The organism is Streptomyces sp. NPDC050997 (assembly GCF_040660135.1).
Lineage (GTDB): Bacteria > Actinomycetota > Actinomycetes > Streptomycetales > Streptomycetaceae > Streptomyces.
This window is the reverse complement of sequence record NZ_JBFAGK010000033.1, coordinates 14,576-32,004: the sequence shown is the minus strand read 5'-3', so window position 1 is coordinate 32,004 and position 17,429 is coordinate 14,576. Positions and strand designations below refer to the sequence as shown.

Genomic DNA, 17,429 nt, shown 5'->3' with positions numbered 1-17,429 from the left:
GCAGGCGTGATCGATATCAACGAGTCCGTGATGCAGTTCCTTCTGGCATTGATCGTGGTCGGCCCGCTCCTCGGCGCCGTCGCCGCTCTCCTGCCCGCCCCGCCCGGACTGAAGGGGAAGTCACCCGAGCAGGCCGTGCTGCGGCACGGTGTGACGGTCACCGGCGTGATCCTCGCCGCCGCGATCGTCCTCGCACTCGGCTTCGACCACGACCACCCGTCGAAGATGCAGGCCACGACCGACATCAGCTGGATCCCCGCACTCGACGTGCGGATCCACCTCGGCATCGACGGCATCTCCCTCCCCCTTCTGGTCCTGACCGCGCTGCTGACCTTCCTCTGCGCGCTCTACTCCTATTTCAAGCAGCAACATCAGCGGCTGACGCCGCGGGCCGCGGGACCGGCCCCGAAGGCGTTCGTCGCCCTGCTGCTCGTCCTGGAGTCCGGCACCCTCGCGACCTTCGCCGTCCTCGACCTGCTGCTCTTCTTCCTCGCCTTCGAGATGGTCCTCATCCCGATGTACTTCCTCATCGCCCGCTGGGGCGGTGAGCAACGGACCCAGGCAGCTTGGAAGTTCATCCTCTACACACTGCTCGGCTCCGTCGTCATGCTGCTCGGCCTGCTCCTGATCGGAATCAGGGCCGGCACATTCGACATGGTGGCACTCGCCACTGACAACGGCCGGTCGCTGACCACATCCGTGCAGGTCATCGCCGTTCTGGCGATCGGAATCGGGCTCGCGGTCAAGACGCCGATGTGGCCGCTGCACAGCTGGCTGCCCGACGCCCACACCGCCGCCCCGACCGTCGGCTCGGTCCTGCTGGCCGGCGTCCTGCTGAAGATGGGCACGTACGGGTTCGTTCGCATTCTGCTGCCTGTCGCGCCGGACGGCTTCCGCACCTTCGCGCCCTACCTCGCCGCCTTCGCCGTCGTCGGCATCATCTACGGATCCCTGGCCTGCCTGGCTCTCGCCAAGCAGGGCGCGAAGGGCGACCTCAAACGCCTCATCGCCTACTCCTCCGTCGGCCACATGGGCTTCGTGCTCCTCGGCATCTCGACCATGACCCCGACCGGCGTGAACGGCGCACTGTTCGCCAACATCGCCCACGGCCTCATCACCGGCCTCCTCTTCTTCCTGGTCGGCGCGCTGAAGGACCGAACCGGCAGCACCGACCTCGACACCCTGGCCGAGGAGACCGGCGCCGCGCTCTACGGCAAGGCCCCCCGCCTCGGGGGACTGCTCGCCTTCGCCGCGGTCGCCTCGCTCGGCCTGCCCGGCCTCGCGGGGTTCTGGGGCGAGATGCTGGCGCTGTTCGGCGCGTTCGAGCCCGCCGACGGCCTCAGCCGCCCCGCCTTCCTCACCTTCATGTCGATCGGCGCCTTCGGCACCCTGCTGACGGCCGCGTACATGCTCATCGTGGTCCGCCGTGTCTGCATGGGCGTCGTACCGCAGGAAGCCCCGAAACTCACCGACGTGCGCACATACGAGTTCGCGGCCTGGACCCCGCTCGTCGCCCTCACCGTCGCCGCCGGTCTATGGCCCAAGGCCCTCCTCGGCCTGACCGACCCGGCCGTGCAGCAGCTCCTCGCAGGAGGCACCCGATGAGCTCCCTGGCCCAGCCGCTGGCCGCGCCTCTCGTCCAGTCCGTCGACTGGCTCGCCATCGCCCCGCCCACCATCACGGCCGTGGTCGGGCTCGTCGTCCTCGTCGCGGACCTGTTCGTCGGCGACCACCGGAAGGCGCTGCTCGGCTGGCTGTCGGTCGCGGGCCTCGCCGCCTCGGCCCTCATGCTGCTGCCCCTCCTGGACGGCGACCGTTCCACCTTCTGCCTGACCGCGGACGCCGGCCTCTGCAGCTACACCGCCGACCGCTTTACCCTCGTCCTCCAGCTCCTGGTCCTCGGGGGCGCGCTCCTCGCCGCCCTCCTGTCGGTCACCGCCCTCAAGGACGCCGACAAGGGACTCCCCGAAGGGGAGTACTGGTTCCTGCTGCTGTCCTCCGCGGCCGGAGCAGCCCTCCTGCCCGCCTCCCGCGATCTCGCGACCCTGATCGTCGCCCTGGAGGTCGCCTCCCTGCCCGCCTTCGCCCTCGTCGGCATCCGGCACGGCGACAGGAAGTCCTCCGAAGCGGCCCTGAAGTTCTTCCTGTCCTCGGTCACCGCCACCGCGGTCAGCCTCATGGGCATCAGCTTCGTGTACGCCGCCACCGGCACCCTCTACCTGACTCAGGTCGCCGAGCGCATCCAGAACGTCGACGGACAACTGCACACCCTCACCCAGACCGGCGTCGTCCTCACCCTCATCGGCTTCGCCTTCAAGATGGCCGCCGTGCCCTTCCACTTCTGGGTGCCCGACACCTACGTAGGAGCGCCCCTCCCGATCGCCGCCTACCTGTCGGTCGTCGGCAAGGCGGTCGGCTTCTCCGGCCTCATCCTCATCACGGTCGTCGCCCTCCCGTCGTACGCCGACGTCTGGGGCCCGGCCCTCGCCGCGCTGGCCGCCCTCACCATGACTGTCGGCAACGTCGGCGCCCTCCGCCAGCAGGCCACGCGCGCGTACAGCGCGGTACGCCTGCTCGCCTGGTCCTCCGTAGGCCAGGCCGGCTACCTCCTCGTCCCGATCGCCGCCGCCGCGTACTCCGACGACGCCGAGCACTCGATCGGCTCCACCGTCGCGTACGCCCTCATGTACGCCGCCGTGAACCTGGGCGCCTTCGCGGTGGCCGCACTCGTCGGCCGTACGAAGTCCCTCAACCGGGTCTCCGACTACCGCGGCCTGTACGCGTCGAACCCCTTCGCGGCGCTCCTCCTGGCCTTCTTCCTGCTCTGCCTGGCCGGGCTGCCGCCGGGCATCATCGGCCTCTTCGCGAAGGTCACGGTCTTCTCCGCGGCCGTCGACGCGGGCCTCGGCTGGCTCGCCGTGGTCATGGCCGTCAACGTCGTGATCGCGCTGTTCTACTACCTCCAGTGGACGACCCTGCTGTTCCGCGCCCCCGAGGGCGAGCCCGACAAGCACCGGATGCCCGCTCCCCTCACCGTCGCGATCGCCCTCACCGGCGTCCTCGCCGTGGCCCTCTCCGGGGCACCCGAGCTGGTTCTGCGCTTCGCCGACACCGGTCTTTTCTGAGCCGTCACCCGGACGGCCGACGTGGGCCGCCGGACGCACAAGGGAACTAGTGGCCCTCGCCTGGCGTTCACCAAAACGGGAGGGTCCACTGGACGTGACACCGCGACACCAGTGGCGCAGCTGATCAACCAAGAAGATCACCAAGCAAAGGGTTCCCCTGCTGTACGACTTGGAGGGCGTACCGTGCACCGCCGGCACAACGGGCTCAGGACCGCCGTCCTCCTCGGGGGACTGTCCGCACTCATCATCGTCATCGGCAGCTTCTTCGGCCGTATGGGGCTCGTCATCGCGGTCGTCATCGCCCTCGGCACCAACGCGTACGCGTACTGGAACAGCGACAAGCTGGCTCTACGCGCGATGCGCGCCCGCCCGGTCAGCGAGTTCGAGGCCCCTGCCCTGTACCGCATGGTCCGCGACCTCTCCACTCAAGCCCGCCAGCCCATGCCCCGGCTGTACATCTCCCCGACCGAGGCACCCAACGCCTTCGCGACAGGCCGCAATCCGCGCAACGCGGCCGTGTGCTGCACCGACGGCATCCTGCGCCTCCTGGACGAGCGCGAACTGCGCGGCGTCATCGGCCACGAGCTCAGTCACGTCTACAACCGCGACATCCTGATCTCATCGGTCGCCGGCGCCCTCGCCTCCGTGATCATGTTCCTGGTCAACTTCGCCTGGCTGATCCCGATCGGCCGTTCCGACGACGACGACGGCCCCGGCCTCCTCGGCATGCTGCTGATCATGGTTCTGGGCCCGCTCGCCGCCACCGTCATCCAACTGGCCATCAGCCGCTCCAGGGAGTACGAGGCCGACGCCTCCGGTGCCCAGCTCACCGGCGACCCGCTCGCCCTCGCCAGCGCCCTGAACAAGCTCGAAGCGGGCACCAAGCAGCTCCCGTTGCCCCCGGAGCCCCGCATCGAGACGGCAAGCCACATGATGATCGCGAACCCCTTTCGTGCAGGTCAGGGACTATCCAAGATGTTCTCGACACATCCGCCCATGGCGGAGCGCATCGCCCGTCTCGAGAAGATGGCAGGTCGCCCCCAATGAAAACCATCCTGAACGTCATTTGGCTCGTCCTGAGCGGCTTCTGGCTCTTCCTCGGATACCTGGCCGCGGGCGTGCTGTTGTGCATCACCGTGATCGGTATCCCGTTCGGCATCGCGTCGTTCCGTATCGGCGTGTACGCCCTGTGGCCCTTCGGGTACACCACCATCGAGGACCGTGATGCCGGGGCGCCCTCGTGTGTCGGCAACGTCCTGTGGCTGATCCTCGCGGGCTGGTGGCTGGCCCTCGCCCACATCGTCACCGGCATCGCCCTGTGCCTCACGATCATCGGCATCCCGTTCGGCATCGCCAACTTCAAGCTGATCCCCGTGTCACTGCTCCCGCTGGGACGCGAGATCGTGCCCACGGACCAGCCTTTCGCTGGCCGCTGACGGGCGGACCTGAACCCCGGACCCCGGGGCGGGGAAGCCGGGGAAGCCGGAAGTGGGAGCCGAGGTACCCCCTGTTGGCGTGCGGCCAACAGGCAGCGTTCGCCGTAACTGACCGGTCTACGAGGAGCTCCTCGCCCTGCTCGCCGAAGAACACGTCGGCATCCGGCTCGCCTGACCCACGGTTTTCCACAGCCGATCGGTTGTCCAGCCGGTCGGCTGTCCACAGGCCCGAGTTGTCCACAGGCCCGAGCGGTTGTCAGTGCCGCCTTGCATCATGAATCCATGACCGAGAGCGAGCAGTTGCTGACACAGGTGGACCCTGAGCCCTGAGCCCCCACTACCCCCGCCTCACCACCCACCGCCGCACCCCGTACGCCACCGCACCGACCGCCAGCACTCCCGCCCCCACCACCACCGAGACCACCGGAAGCGCGAACGCCAGTACCACGCAGCCGAGCAGGCCTGCCGCCGGCGTCACCCGGGCCGCCGGAGCCGAGGAGAGCGTCCAGGCCGACGCGTTGGCCACCGCGTAGTACGCCAGCACACCGAAGGAGGAGAAGCCGATCGCACCCCGAACGTCCACCGTGGCGGCCAGGACGGCGACCACCGCGCCCACGGCCAGCTCGGCCCGGTGCGGGACCTGGAAGCGCGGATGCACGGTGGCCAGCGCGCCGGGCAGATGCCGGTCCCGGGCCATGGCCAGGGTCGTCCGTGAGACGCCCAGGATCAGAGCGAGCAGGGAGCCCAGCGCGGCCACGGCTGCGCCCACCCGTACCACCGGCACCAGCCCCGGCACTCCGGCCGCACGCACCGCGTCCGTCAGCGGAGCGTCCGCGCGTCCGAGGCCACCCGACCCCAGCACGGAAAGGACAGCCACCGCCACACACGCGTACACCACCAGCGCGATACCCAGGGCCAGCGGGATCGCGCGGGGGATGGTGCGCGCCGGATCCCGCACCTCCTCGCCGAGGGTCGCGATGCGCGCGTACCCCGCGAAGGCGAAGAACAGCAGACCGGCCGCCTGAAGGATCCCGCCCACACCGCCCGACGCCCCGATGTCCAGCCGCCCGGCATCAAAGGCTCCCGACCCCAGAGACACGACCACCACGGAAGCGAGGACAGCCAGCACCACCGCCACGATCGCCCGGGTCAGCCAGGCGGACTTCTGGATGCCGCCGTAGTTCACCGCGGTCAACGCCAGTACAGCCGCGACCGCGACCGCGTGCGCCTGTCCCGGCCAGACGTACGCGCCCACGGTGAGCGCCATCGCCGCACACGAGGAGGTCTTGCCGACCACGAACGACCAACCCGCGAGATAACCCCAGAACTCCCCGAGCCGCTCGCGCCCGTACACGTAGGTGCCGCCGGACGCCGGGTACAGGGCGGCCAGCCGTGCCGACGAGGTGGCGTTGCAGTACGCGACCACGGCGGCGACGGCCAGCCCGAGCAACAGCCCGGAGCCGGCCGCGCGTGCCGCGGGCGCGAGGGCGGCGAAGATCCCGGCGCCGATCATCGAACCCAGTCCGATGACGACCGCGTCGCCCACGCCCAGGGTGCGCCGCAGTTCAGCATCGGAAGGTGTCATGAGCCGCACCCTACTGACCGCTGCAACCAGCGAGTGCGGCCGTGTCGTCCTGCTCACCAACACGGAATGAAGACTCGCGCGACGAGCAGAGCGCGCGAACACAGCCCGTAGCGACCCAGATCACAGCGCCGGGGACAGTACGGGCACAGAACGGAAGGGCAGGTTCAGGGCATGAGCATCATCAGCTGGATCATCCTCGGCCTGTTGGCCGGAGCCATCGCCAAGTTCCTGCTGCCGGGCCGTGACCCGGGCGGCTTCATCGGTACGACGATCATCGGCATCGTGGGCGCCTTCCTCGGCGGCTGGATATCGGCCCGTTGGCTCGACCACCCGATCAGCAAGGACTTCTACGACGGCACCACGTGGGCGGCGGCGATCGGCGGCTCGCTCGTCCTCCTCGTCGTCTACCGCCTTCTGTTCGGCAACTCGCGCGACTGAGCGCGCCGCAACACCCCCGCACCGCGGTCGGCAGTACGGAAGGGCGGGCGGTCGCCCCGGCGCCCGTCTCGCCCGGGACGCGGAGTGGTGGCGCCTCGGTTCGTTCACAATTCCCAACAGGCCTGTAGGGCATGTGGTTTTTGACGGATAAGGGGGGTCACGTGGGGGGCGTTGTGCAAGCATTCTGTCCACGGGGGAGGTGGTTTCGCGGGCTCGTCGGAGGGTGGAGTCGCGGGCCGCGGAGTTATGGAAACAGAAGACTCGGCTCGGCATGAGCCATTCGTCTCGGCATCGCGCACATCGGTGTCGGGAGAGGCGTCCGCCGCACCGGCCGGCACGCAGCGGACCGCGCTGTCCACGCTGCTGTTCACCGACGGTGTCCTCGATCCGCAAGCGTGCGGGGACCGGCGTATCCACGAGATCCTGACGACGGCGGCCGGACGCGCGGCCGATCGGTTACGGCCCGGCGACGTGCTGTACGCCGTGCTCGCCGGGGCGGATCCTGCGGTGCTGGCCGCGGTGGAGTCGGCGCTGGCCGAGGGCGCCGCGCCGCAGCACCTCATGGAGGCCATCGACGTCTACGACCCGCCGGGCAGCGCGTATGGCTTCGACGGTACGCCCGAGCGGATCGCGCCGGAACTGCTGGCGGCGTTCGCCGATTTCGACGCGGAGTACGCGGAGTTCGCCGAGTCCCAGCCCCAGCCCACACCCGAGACCCAGACCCAGACCCAGACCCAGACCAAGCCCCAGCCTCACCTCCAAGAGGTGACCCTCGAACTGCTCCTGGCCTGTGTTCTGGAGCATCCCGATGAGCAGGACCGGCGGTTCCTGGGCGGTGTGCTGGATCTGGCGCGAGCGGCCGAGGCGTTACGGCAGCGGGTACGGGGCCGGCTGAAAGAGCTGCCGGAGCTGTACGACGAGAGTTCGGGGCGGCTGCGGTCGGAGGAGTTCACCGCCGACGCCTGGGCGGTGCTGGAGCAGGCCGCGGAGCGGGCCGCGGAGCTCGGTTACGACCGGCTGCTGCCCCCGCACTGCCTGCTCGCCCTGCTGGCCGAGACCGAGGGCCTGGCCGAACGGCTCCTCAGGCTCCAACTCCCCCCGCAGGTGGGCCTGGTGAAGGCCAACGAGATCATCAGTGCCGCCTTCCGGCTCTCGGAGCGCGGCCGCGGCACGCCTCCACGGCTGCACCGCGACGAAGCCGGCGAGGCCCTGCACACCCTGCTGAACGTGTCCCGCCGTACCGCCGCGCTGTGGGGAGCGGACCGGATCGACACCCCGCATCTGCTCGCCGCGCTCCTGGACGACCTCCCGCCCCGCCTGGCCGGCGTCCTGCGCGCGGACCCCCTGCGCCTCGACCCGGACCGGCTGCGGGCCCACGTACGGGAAGCACTGCAGGAGTCGCGCAGCGCCGAGCCGCGTGAGACGGCGTACACGCTGCCCTCCTTCCTGCCGCCTTCCGAGGACCTCACCTGCCTGGCCAGGAACGGGGGCATCACGGCGGCCTGCCACCTCGACCACTACTTCGACCCGTTGTGCAGGGCACTGCACCGCAGCGAGAACAACCATGTGCTGATCACCGGTCTGCGGGGCGTCGGCACCACCACGCTGCTGCGTGAGCTGGCGCGGCGGGCGGCGTCGGGAGAGATCCCGTTCCTGCGGCGGAAGCGTTTCCTGCGGGTGGACTGCCGGGACGTCGCCGCCGAGAAGAGCGCCGAGCAACTCGCCGCGCTGGTCGCGCAGGTCGCCGGCCGCACGGACCTGGTCGTCTGCCTGGACGGCCTCGGCGGACTGCTGCGCGGCACACACGGCACCGACCACCTTCTCCAGCTGCGCCGCGCGCTCAAGGAACGCCGTCTCCACATGGTCGGCGTGCTGTCCGCGCACGACTACGACGACCTGGTCGCCGCCGACCACGCCCTGCAGGAGCTCACCACCCGGATCGACGTGACCGAGCCGGACCAGGACACGGCACGTGACATGGTGCGCCTGGCGGCGGACGAGCTGGGGGAGGAGTTCGGCATCCGGGCCGAGGACCACGCGGTCGCCAGGGCGGTGCTGCTGGCCGGGGAGTTCATCCCGCAGCAGAAGCTGCCGCTGTCCGCGGTCCGGGTGCTGCGGCGGTCCTTCGAGGACCTGCACTACGCCCGGACCCAGCAGGGCGACCAGCGCGACGCGGTCACCCACGCCGAGGTCGTCGACGTGGTCGCGGAGCTGTCGAGGGTGCCGCGCGGTCAGATCGCCGGGACCAGCGAGGACGGCATCGATCACGAGGCCGCGCTCACCGCACGGGTGGTGGGCCAGAAACGGGCGGTACGGACCGTCTCCGAGGAACTGCGGCGCATCAAGGCCGGGCTGGCGGACGCGAGTCCCGGTCCGGCGTCCGTGCTGCTGTTCGCCGGGCTGACCGGGGTCGGCAAGACGGAGTTGGCCAAGGCGGTCGCGGATCTCTACTCGGCGTCCAAGCGGTTGCAGACCTACCCCATGGAGAACTTCACCGAGCCGCACAGTGTGGCCGGGATCCTCGGCTCGCCGCCCGGCTATGTGGGCTTCGACCGTGGTGGCCGGCTGATCAACGAACTCAACGCCGACCCGTACTGCGTGTTCCTGCTCGACGAGGCGGAGAAGGCACACCCCGAGGTGCTGCGCCCCTTTCTCAACCTCTTCGACGAGGGCTGGATCACCGACCAGCGCGGCGTGAAGGCACACGGAGACCGGGCGATCTTCATCCTCACCACCAACGCCGGACACGAGGTGATCTCCCGGATGGGTCCGGGGCACACCGACGAGGAGATCTCCGCCGCCGTGCGGGAACGTCTCGCGACGGTGCGGCACCGGCACGGCGAGCTGGTCTTCACACCGGAGTTCCTCGCGCGTATCCGCCGGATCGTGGTCTTCCGCCCGCTCGACCTGGAGGCCATGCACGGTATCGGCCGCAAGATCCTGCGCCAGCGGCAGGAGTGGTGGCGGGAGCGGAGGGAGAAGGAACTGGTCGTACCGGAGGAACTGCTCGACCACGCCGCACAGTTGGGCTACCGCCTCGACCGTAAGGCGGAGGGGCGCGAGGGCGGACGCGTCATGTTCCGGATCCTCACCGACCTGGTGGAGAACCCGGTGCTGGCGGCGGCCGAACGGCATCCGGAGGAGTTCCGGACGTGTGCGCGGATCGAAGTCGGTTTCACCTTGCCCGGTGGATCGCCCGGTGGATCGCCCGGTGGGTCGCCCGCCGGGTCGCCCGCCCCCGCGACCGGTCTCCTCGATCCGGGCATCCCCGGGACAGAGGTCCGATTCGTGCCGCCGGAACCGCGCTCCGGCGCCGGAGAGTCGTATGGGCCGGCGGAGAACGGACCTGGGTCGAAAGGTCCTGGGTCGAAGGGACCTGGGCTTACGGGACCTGGATCGAAGGGACCTGCGTCGAACGGACCAGGGGAGTCACCCGATCGTGGACCGGACAGGAGTGCGTGAGGCGTGATTCCGACCGATGAGTCCGGCATGCGGGGACTGACTGGCAGAACGGTCGACCGTCGCTACGTCCTGCGCGACTGGCTCGGCGGGGGCGGCTTCGGCGCGGTCTTCCGCAGTGAGCAGTACATCCTGGGCAGGCCGGTGCGCAGTGTGGCGTGCAAGCTGTCCCGGCGCACCGGCATCACCGAGGAGACCGCCGCCGAACTCTTCGCCGACGTGCTGTTGCTCGCCGAGGCGATGGGCACCATGGCCGACATCGAGGCCCGCCACCACCTCGTGCATGTCTACGACGGCGGGCTGGCCCGGGACCTGGACGGCAGGGCCTTCCTGGTCATGGAGTACGTCCAGGGGACCACGCTCGCCGCCGAGTTCACCGCGATGGGGCAGGTGTCCGCGCACCTGATGGTGAAGTGGTCCCGGCAGATCTGCCTCGCGCTGCGCGGACTGCACGGCCTGGTCCCGCCGCTGCTGCACCGCGACCTCAAACCGGACAACGTCCTGCTGGGCACGGACCGTTCGGTCCGCCTCATCGACTTCGGGCTCGCAGCCCGGATGCTGGAGAGCGGCCTGGTCCCCGGCACCGCCGGGACCATTCAATACATGGCGCCGGAAACCGCCGACGGGGCGAGCGTGCCGGCCTCCGACCTGTACTCGCTGGGCCTGTTGATGTACGAGGGCCTCACCGGCCGGCACGCCTACGAGCACCTTTTCCCACCGCTGTCGCTGCCCGAGCGGGCGCACGGGGACTGGCTGCAGGAACAGAAACTCAAGGCCCCGCCCGTACCGCCGTCCGCCCTCAACAACTCCGTCCCGCCCGAGCTCGACGCGCTGGTTCTGCGCTGTCTGGAGGTGCGGCCGGGCCGCCGCTTCCGCAGCGCGCACGAGGTGTTGGCGGCGCTGGACGCACTCCCGGACGGCCCGAGCGCCCCGCCTCGGCCGCCTGGCCCGATCACCCCGCGACCGTCGGTGCCTGGGGCGCCGCAGGACCCCGGAGCGGCCGAACTGGCCGAGGCGCGGCGGCTGCGCGAGGCGGGCGACGCGGCCGCTGCCGTGTCGCTGCTGCTTCCGTTGGTCGAACACGGCCGCCCGGGACGCGATGTGATGCCGGCCGCGCTGTCCGAACTGGCGGAAGCGTACGAACAGCAGGGTGAGTACAAACAGGCGGCCCCGCACTGGGCACGGGCCCACGACCTCGTCCAGGCCGGAGCACGGATGTCCGACGGGACGCGTCAAGCCGATCTGGCCGGCCGGGCGGCAGAGGCCTTCCGGCGGACGGGGAACCGGTTCCAGGCAGAGCGCTTTGCCGCGCTGGCCCGCGGCAAGCAAGGTCGCGGCGGCGAGCAGGGCCGGAGGTGACGGATGCAGCCGCAGCGATCGGTCCGCAACACCTTCTCCCCCCTGGGGCGGCTGGAGAACGCCTGGGCGGCGGGCCTCGCCGACAATGACCCGGGGCAGGGCCTGACGCGCCTTCGGGAGGTGCTGCGCCGCTTCGAGGAACGGCCCGAGGAGACGGCGTCGCTGTGGCCGCCGTTCCAGGAGTCCCTGCTGGGCGCCCGTTTCCTGCCGCTGCTGGAGGAAGCGGACCTCGACCGGCTGCGGGACCTCGGCGAACAGATGGCCGGCACCGGCCGTACCGGGCTGCACGGGTCCTGGCTCCAGCTGGTCCACGCCTTGGCCGCCCGCAGCGCGCTCGGTGACCGACAGCGGGCGTTCGACCTGCTCACCCGCCTCTACCACGCCGCCCTCGCCACCGAGGAGGCCCGCTTCGACGCCGCGGCCACCCTCGCTCGCTGGGGCGCGGACGACGACGCCCACTGCGAGGTGTACGCCCATCTGCTGGGCCGGCCTGCGCGGGTGCCGCAAGAGGTGCTCGACCACGTCGGACGGGTGCTCACGGTGGGCTTCGCCGACTCTGGCGACGGAGCCCTCACCCGTGTGTCGCGGGCGGCCGGACTGGCCCGGAGGCTGGCCGACTCCTGTCCCGGCGTCCCGGGCGTCGACCGGGCGCTCGGCTACGGCGAACTGCTGCTGCACCACAGGCCGGTCCCGGCCGCGCACCACTTCGAGAGCGCCGTGCGCGCCGACCCCGGCGACACATCGGCGCTGCACGGCCTGCTGGCCGCCCGGCTGCATGCCGGGCAGTACACACGGGCGATCGGTGAGGTGGCCGGGAGGGAAGGGTCGCTCACCGCGCGCGCGGCCCAACTCCTCGACCTGTGCCGGATGCTGGCCTGGCTGGAGGAAGTGCCCCTCGGGGTGAGCGACCAGGTGCCGCGTCCACTGGACTCGGTGCGGATCGCCGCGATCGAGTCCGGCCCCGACACCGGTCCCTGGCAGCGTTACGCGCTGGGACGGACGTATCTGCTGGAGGGCGACCAGGACCGTGCCCGGGAGCAGCTGGTGCCGGTCTCGGACGCCCTGCCCGACCGGGCCGACCTCGCCTATCACGCCGCCTGGGCACAACTCCTCGCCGGAGACCGGGACGGGGCCGCGGACCGCTGCGCGGAGCGGCTCGCCGCCGAGCGGCCCGACCGGAGCGTGACCCGGGCCTTCGCCTGCCTGCTGACCGACGCCGACCCGGACCGGCAGCGACAGCGACAGCGACAGCCACAGCCCCGGCAATCAGAGGATCCGCAGCGCCAGAACCCGTCCGCCGACGAGACCCAGGGGCTCGCCCCAGTCATGCGGGCGCGGCTGCTGCTGGCCGACGGTCAGGGTCCGCCGGCGCTGCCGGAGTGGGAGGGCCTGGACCTGCGCGGCGCCGAGCTGCCGGAGCTCTTGGAAGCGCTGCGTACCGTGCTCGGTGTCGAAGTGGCCCGCGGGCGTCCGCAGGCGGCCGCCCGGCTCACCGGACTGCCGTTGTTCATGCGGCTTCCGTACGCCGAACAGCTGGTGTGGCATGGCGTGCTGGCCCTGCCCGCCGACCTCCCGCGTGGCCGGGACCTGCTCGACCGGGCACGCTCCCTGGGCCGCGACCGGGCCGCGGTGGTCCTCGCCGTGCTGGAGCTGCGGGCCGGGCGCGCCGCGGTGGTGGGGGAACTGCTCGACGGCGTACGGGGACGTAAGGCGGAGCTGTTGCGGGCGCTCGCGGAGCTGCGGCTGGGGCGGACCGACACCGCCGAGATACGCCTGACCGGTCTGATGAGTCGCGGTCTGCCCCGGGCCCGCCACGCCCTGGGGGCGCTCGGGCTGCGGCAGGCCGCCGTGCACTGGGCGTCCGGCCGGCCGGACGAGGCCGTGCGGTGCGCGGAGCAGGCGGCGGCCCGGCTCACGGACGCGGCGCTCGCCCCGCCGGACGTCCTGCCACCCGTCCCCGCCGAGGCCCGTTCGCTGTCCCGCGCCGCCCGACTGGTGGCCGAGCGCGCCGCCCGACCCGGCACCGGGCGCTCACCGTGGCGGGCCGTACGACACCGGGCGCGCACGGCCCGCCTGCTGGGGTTCGCCCAGCTGCTGGCCGAGCCCGAGCACAGTGATCCCGTACTGGCGGAGGCGCTGACCGACTGGACCGGGCTTCCTCAGGCAGGTCCGCTGGCCGCGACCCTGGCCCGTGCCCGCGCTCTGACCAGCGACCCGGACGACCGCGCCGAGTTGACCGAGGCCCTCGCCCATCTCGCCGACCGGCACCCGCTCCCCGACGTACGCCGCCCGGCCCTCGACGCGGCCCGTCTCACGGCGCTGACGAACGGGGCGGAGCCGGCCGCCGACGTGGCCGTGGAGAATCCGCTCCTCGCCCTGGAAGCGGCCATGTCCGCACTGGCGTCGGGCCGGCACGAGACGGCCGTACAGCTGCTGAGGCAGGCCGCGAAGGAACTGCCGTCGACCGGCGGGCAGTCCATGCCGACCCTCGCCCCGGGTGCCCCACGTGCATCACACGCCCTCCATGCCCCACGTGCCTCCGATGCCCTGGCCACCCCGAGCACCACGCCCCCCGACAGCACGCCCCCGGGGAACAGCCGGGCAGCGACCGACGGAGCCGTCCGGGCGGATGCCCGCCGTGTCGCCGCATTCCTCGCCGACGCGTTGGACGGGCGCCCGCACGACAAGGAGCCGCCCGATGCCGGTACCCCGGGACTGACGGCGCCCCTGCTCGTCGCCCAGGCCGCCGGGCTCGTCCGCACCGACCCGTCCAAGGCCGCCGCCGCGCTCACCGGGACCCTGGCGGAGCACGACCTGGCGGGGCTCGTGGACGTGGGCCGCGCCCTGCCCGCCCTGTGTGCCCGGGCCGCCCGGGGCAAGCGACGCGAGGGCCCGGCCAAGGCACTGGCGGTCGCCGTACGACGGCAGGCGCTCGGCGCGGCGGGCAGCGGTGGTCCAGCCCTGCTCACCCTCGCCCGCTGCGCCACCGCCGTCGGCGACCACGACACCGCCGAGGCCCTCTGGCGGCGGGTGCTGCGGGAGACACCCGAGGCGGGCGAGGAGTACGGCGCCTATCTGTGCCACCGGGCGGTGAGCGCGTACGCCGGCGGTGACCGGGAGGCCGCCCTGGAGTTGCTGCGTGAGGCGGCGCGACTGCTGCCCGCCGCGCACCCCGTGCACCGCGAGGCGGCCGACCTGGAACGGGATGACCGCGTCGACACGCTGCTCGCCGTGCTGCTGCCCGACGGGGCCCCCGGCCTGGAACGCCGCGGCCGTTACCGGGTCCTGGAGGACGCGGCGGCCGGCCACCCCGACCTGTGGAGCGCCCTGGCGGCCGATGACGCGGACCGTACGATCCGGGCGTTGGCCCGCTGCCTGTACGGCCACGCCGCGAACATTCCCCTGCTGCACACCCTCGCGGTGCTCTACCGGGAGGAAACCTTCGCGAGCCTGGCCCGCACCGGCACCCCCGGCCCCGAACTGACCACCGCGACCGCTCTGTGGACCCTGCTGCTGGCCCATCCGGGCTTCTGGCAGGAGACCGGAACACCCGACAAGGATGCCGCCCGGCTGCGCGAGGAACTGTCCGGCGAACTGCTCCAAGCACACCGGACCCACGGCGCCCGCGCGCTGGACCAGCGACAGGAGACAGCCGCCCGGACGCACCTGCGCTGCCTGGAGGCCGTGCAGGCCGGCCCCGGCGCCACCGGCGAACTGCTCGCCGACGGCCCGCTCGCGGGCGCCGTCCCGGACGGAGTGGACGGGGGCGTCTTCGCCGCGTTCTCCGCCCGAGCCACCTCGCTGCTGGACGAATGGGCCACCGACCTGGTGCGCACCGCGACCCAAAGCGTCGACGACCCCGCGGCCCTGGACCGGCTCCCGCGGGGCATCGACCGCGACTACGAGGCCGGCATCGACATCCTGGACGCCGCCGTACGCCAGGGCTTCACCCCTACGTCCGTGCTGTGCACCGCCCTGGAGTGGCACAACACCTGGCAGACCCGCCTGTACGAACTGGGTGAGCGGGAGCGGATGCGCGAGGTGGTCGGATCGGCGGCCCGCTTCGCCGACCTGCTCGCCGAACAGTGCGCCGAGGGACGCCCGTACCTGCCGGAGAACCAGGCGCTGGGCATGCACTTCGTCGACCGGGGCCTCCTGGACACCTCCGCCGAGCAGGGCGTCCGCTTCCTGGAGCGGGCCCGCGCCTGGGACCCCAGCAACCCGAGCGTGGACAAGCTGCTCGAACGGCGGCGCGAGGAAGCCCTGTTCGGCAAGGCCCTGGAGCACGTACGCGCAAAGCGGTACGACCGGGCCCTGAAGGAGCTGGACAGGGTCCCCAGGAACGCGTCCACCCGAAGTCTCCTCGACACCCTGCGGATCAGCAGCCTCATCAACAAGGGCTACCAGGAACTGGACGGGTACCGCTTCGAGACGGCGGAGACCTGCATGCGCCAGGGCCTGCGCGTCGCCCAAGAAATGGCCTCGTCCGACACCAAGTTGCTCGAGGACGCCCAGAAGGCTCTCACGAACGTCGCCGGCGCGCTCAACGGCCGCGGGGTCACCGTCTTCGAACAGGCGGCGGCCCGACTGGAGTCGTTCGCCGGAACGGGCTTCACGACGACCGTCCTGGACGCGATCAAGGAAGCCGAGGCCTCCGCGAAGCTGTTCCGCGAGGCCCTGCGCGTCAACCCCGCCCATCCTGCGGCCAGGTCCAACCTGACGTCCGCCGAGGAGTTCATCAGGAGGCTTCGCGCCTATGGCCACCACTGAAGTCCGGCCCGTGGACCGGGCCTTACCCGAAAACGTCCACCGAAAGGCGCGGCCATGACTGCGGCACCGGGCCGGCCCAACCCCTACCACGTGCTCGGTCTGCCGGTGGACGCCGACCAGCAGACCGTCGTCGAGCACGGCGAGGACGGCATCAAGACCGGCTCGGACGAGGAACGCGACCTCTACGACTGGGCGATGCGCGAACTCATCGGCCATCCCCACACCCGACTACGGCACGCCCTCACCGAACCGCCGCGCACCGACTACCGCGACGCCCGCTGGCGACGGTTCGCCCGCCCGTACCGCACCGCCCCGGTCGACCTGGGAGCCCCCGGCCTCGTCCCGGACGACTTCGACGTCGCCGAGATCGTCCGCCAAGTCGTACGAGAACTGCTGCGGCCCCTTCCGGACGGCGCCCACGCGGTCCTGGAGGATCCGTCGCCCGCGGCCGACGACCCGGAACCCGAACTGGAGGTACACGATGTCCTCTTCGGCTGACCCAGACCCGACCCCACACGGGCCGCCGGACCCCACCCTGTCCGAGCCCACACTGTCCGAGCCGGTACCGGCCGAGCCCGTACCGGCCGAGCCCGCGCTGTCCGAACCCGCACCGACAGCCCCCGTACCGGCCGCCCCAGAATCGGCCGCCCCCGTACCGGCCGCCCCCGCCGAAGCCCCCGGCTGGGACGTCTTCGCCGAGCGCCCCGTTCCCGACGGCCTCGGCCGGGATGTCCACTTGGAGGTCGAGCTGGCCGGCATGCTCCAGCGCGGCCGTGACGACCTCGCCAGGGATCGCGGCAGGACGGCGCAGGAGACCACGGACAACCGGCACGCCCTCTACGAACTCGCCTCCTTCATCGGCCGGTTGGAGCAGCACCTCGACAGGGCCGAGGCCCCGCTGGTGGAGGGCGGCAACAAGAAGCTCTACGACACACTGCGCGTCCTCAAGGACCAGATGCTCGACTCGCTGCGGGACCGCGGGGTCGAGGTCCGCGACCCGCTCGGCCACGGCCACGACGAGGTGGCGGAGTGGGCGGATGTCGTCCACTGGCGCCGCGGCCCCCAGTTCACCGGCGAGGTGGTGGCGCAGACCCTGGAACCGGCGGTGTTCCACCGCGAGGGCGGCGGCCGGGACGAGGCCACGGATGATCACGAGAAGGTCGTCCGCCGCGCCCGGGTGGTCATGGGCTGCCCGGAGCCGGACCAGACATAAGGACGCACAACGCGATGCGACGCACAACGCGATGCGACGCACAA

11 protein-coding genes are annotated in these 17,429 nt (G+C 71.6%); 10 read left to right on the top strand and 1 reads right to left on the bottom strand.

The annotated features are described in order from the left end of the window. Positions 1-6: 6 nt before the first annotated feature. From AB0H86_RS41400 to AB0H86_RS41385, 4 genes are all read left to right on the top strand, one after another. On the top strand, positions 7-1,605 hold the full coding sequence (locus tag AB0H86_RS41400; protein WP_362451004.1) for an NADH-quinone oxidoreductase subunit M: 1,599 nt from the start codon (positions 7-9) through the stop codon (positions 1,603-1,605). Beyond that, on the top strand, positions 1,602-3,125 hold the full coding sequence (locus AB0H86_RS41395; protein ID WP_362451001.1) for an NADH-quinone oxidoreductase subunit N: 1,524 nt from the start codon (positions 1,602-1,604) through the stop codon (positions 3,123-3,125). The genes AB0H86_RS41400 and AB0H86_RS41395 overlap by 4 nt, the downstream gene beginning before the upstream one ends. Positions 3,126-3,308: 183 nt before the next feature. Beyond that, a complete protein-coding gene (htpX, locus tag AB0H86_RS41390; protein WP_362450999.1) occupies positions 3,309-4,172 on the top strand; it encodes a zinc metalloprotease HtpX in 864 nt (287 codons plus the stop codon). After that, positions 4,169-4,561: a YccF domain-containing protein gene (locus AB0H86_RS41385; RefSeq protein WP_362450997.1), complete on the top strand. Its 393-nt coding sequence runs from the start codon at positions 4,169-4,171 to the stop codon at positions 4,559-4,561. Before htpX ends, AB0H86_RS41385 begins: the two co-directional genes overlap by 4 nt. A 337-nt stretch (positions 4,562-4,898) precedes the next feature. Here AB0H86_RS41385 and AB0H86_RS41380 read toward each other — a convergent pair whose 3' ends face one another. Beyond that, a complete protein-coding gene (locus AB0H86_RS41380; RefSeq protein WP_362450995.1) occupies positions 4,899-6,146 on the bottom strand; it encodes an APC family permease in 1,248 nt (415 codons plus the stop codon). Between the two features lie 171 nt (positions 6,147-6,317). Here AB0H86_RS41380 and AB0H86_RS41375 point away from each other — a divergent pair, with 171 nt between their 5' ends. The 6 genes from AB0H86_RS41375 to AB0H86_RS41350 all read left to right on the top strand — a co-directional run bounded on the left by AB0H86_RS41375 (position 6,318) and on the right by AB0H86_RS41350 (position 17,385). After that, positions 6,318-6,584: a GlsB/YeaQ/YmgE family stress response membrane protein gene (locus tag AB0H86_RS41375; RefSeq protein ID WP_362450993.1), complete on the top strand. Its 267-nt coding sequence runs from the start codon at positions 6,318-6,320 to the stop codon at positions 6,582-6,584. Positions 6,585-6,887: 303 nt separating this feature from the next. Then, the gene (locus AB0H86_RS41370; protein WP_362450991.1) at positions 6,888-10,046 is read left to right on the top strand and encodes an AAA family ATPase; all 3,159 of its coding nucleotides are present in this window, start codon (positions 6,888-6,890) and stop codon (positions 10,044-10,046) included. A 27-nt stretch (positions 10,047-10,073) separates the two neighbouring features. After that, a complete protein-coding gene (locus AB0H86_RS41365; protein ID WP_362450989.1) occupies positions 10,074-11,402 on the top strand; it encodes a serine/threonine-protein kinase in 1,329 nt (442 codons plus the stop codon). Between the two features lie 3 nt (positions 11,403-11,405). After that, the gene (locus tag AB0H86_RS41360) at positions 11,406-16,172 is read left to right on the top strand and encodes a hypothetical protein (protein WP_362450987.1); all 4,767 of its coding nucleotides are present in this window, start codon (positions 11,406-11,408) and stop codon (positions 16,170-16,172) included. Positions 16,173-16,226: 54 nt separating this feature from the next. Then, positions 16,227-16,670, top strand: coding sequence for a hypothetical protein (locus AB0H86_RS41355; RefSeq protein ID WP_362450985.1), 444 nt, complete (start codon positions 16,227-16,229; stop codon positions 16,668-16,670). Further along, positions 16,654-17,385 carry a hypothetical protein gene (locus AB0H86_RS41350; RefSeq protein WP_362450983.1) on the top strand — a complete coding sequence of 244 codons (732 nt, stop codon included), beginning with the start codon at positions 16,654-16,656 and terminating at the stop codon, positions 17,383-17,385. Before AB0H86_RS41355 ends, AB0H86_RS41350 begins: the two co-directional genes overlap by 17 nt. The last annotated feature ends 44 nt before the right edge of the window (positions 17,386-17,429 follow it).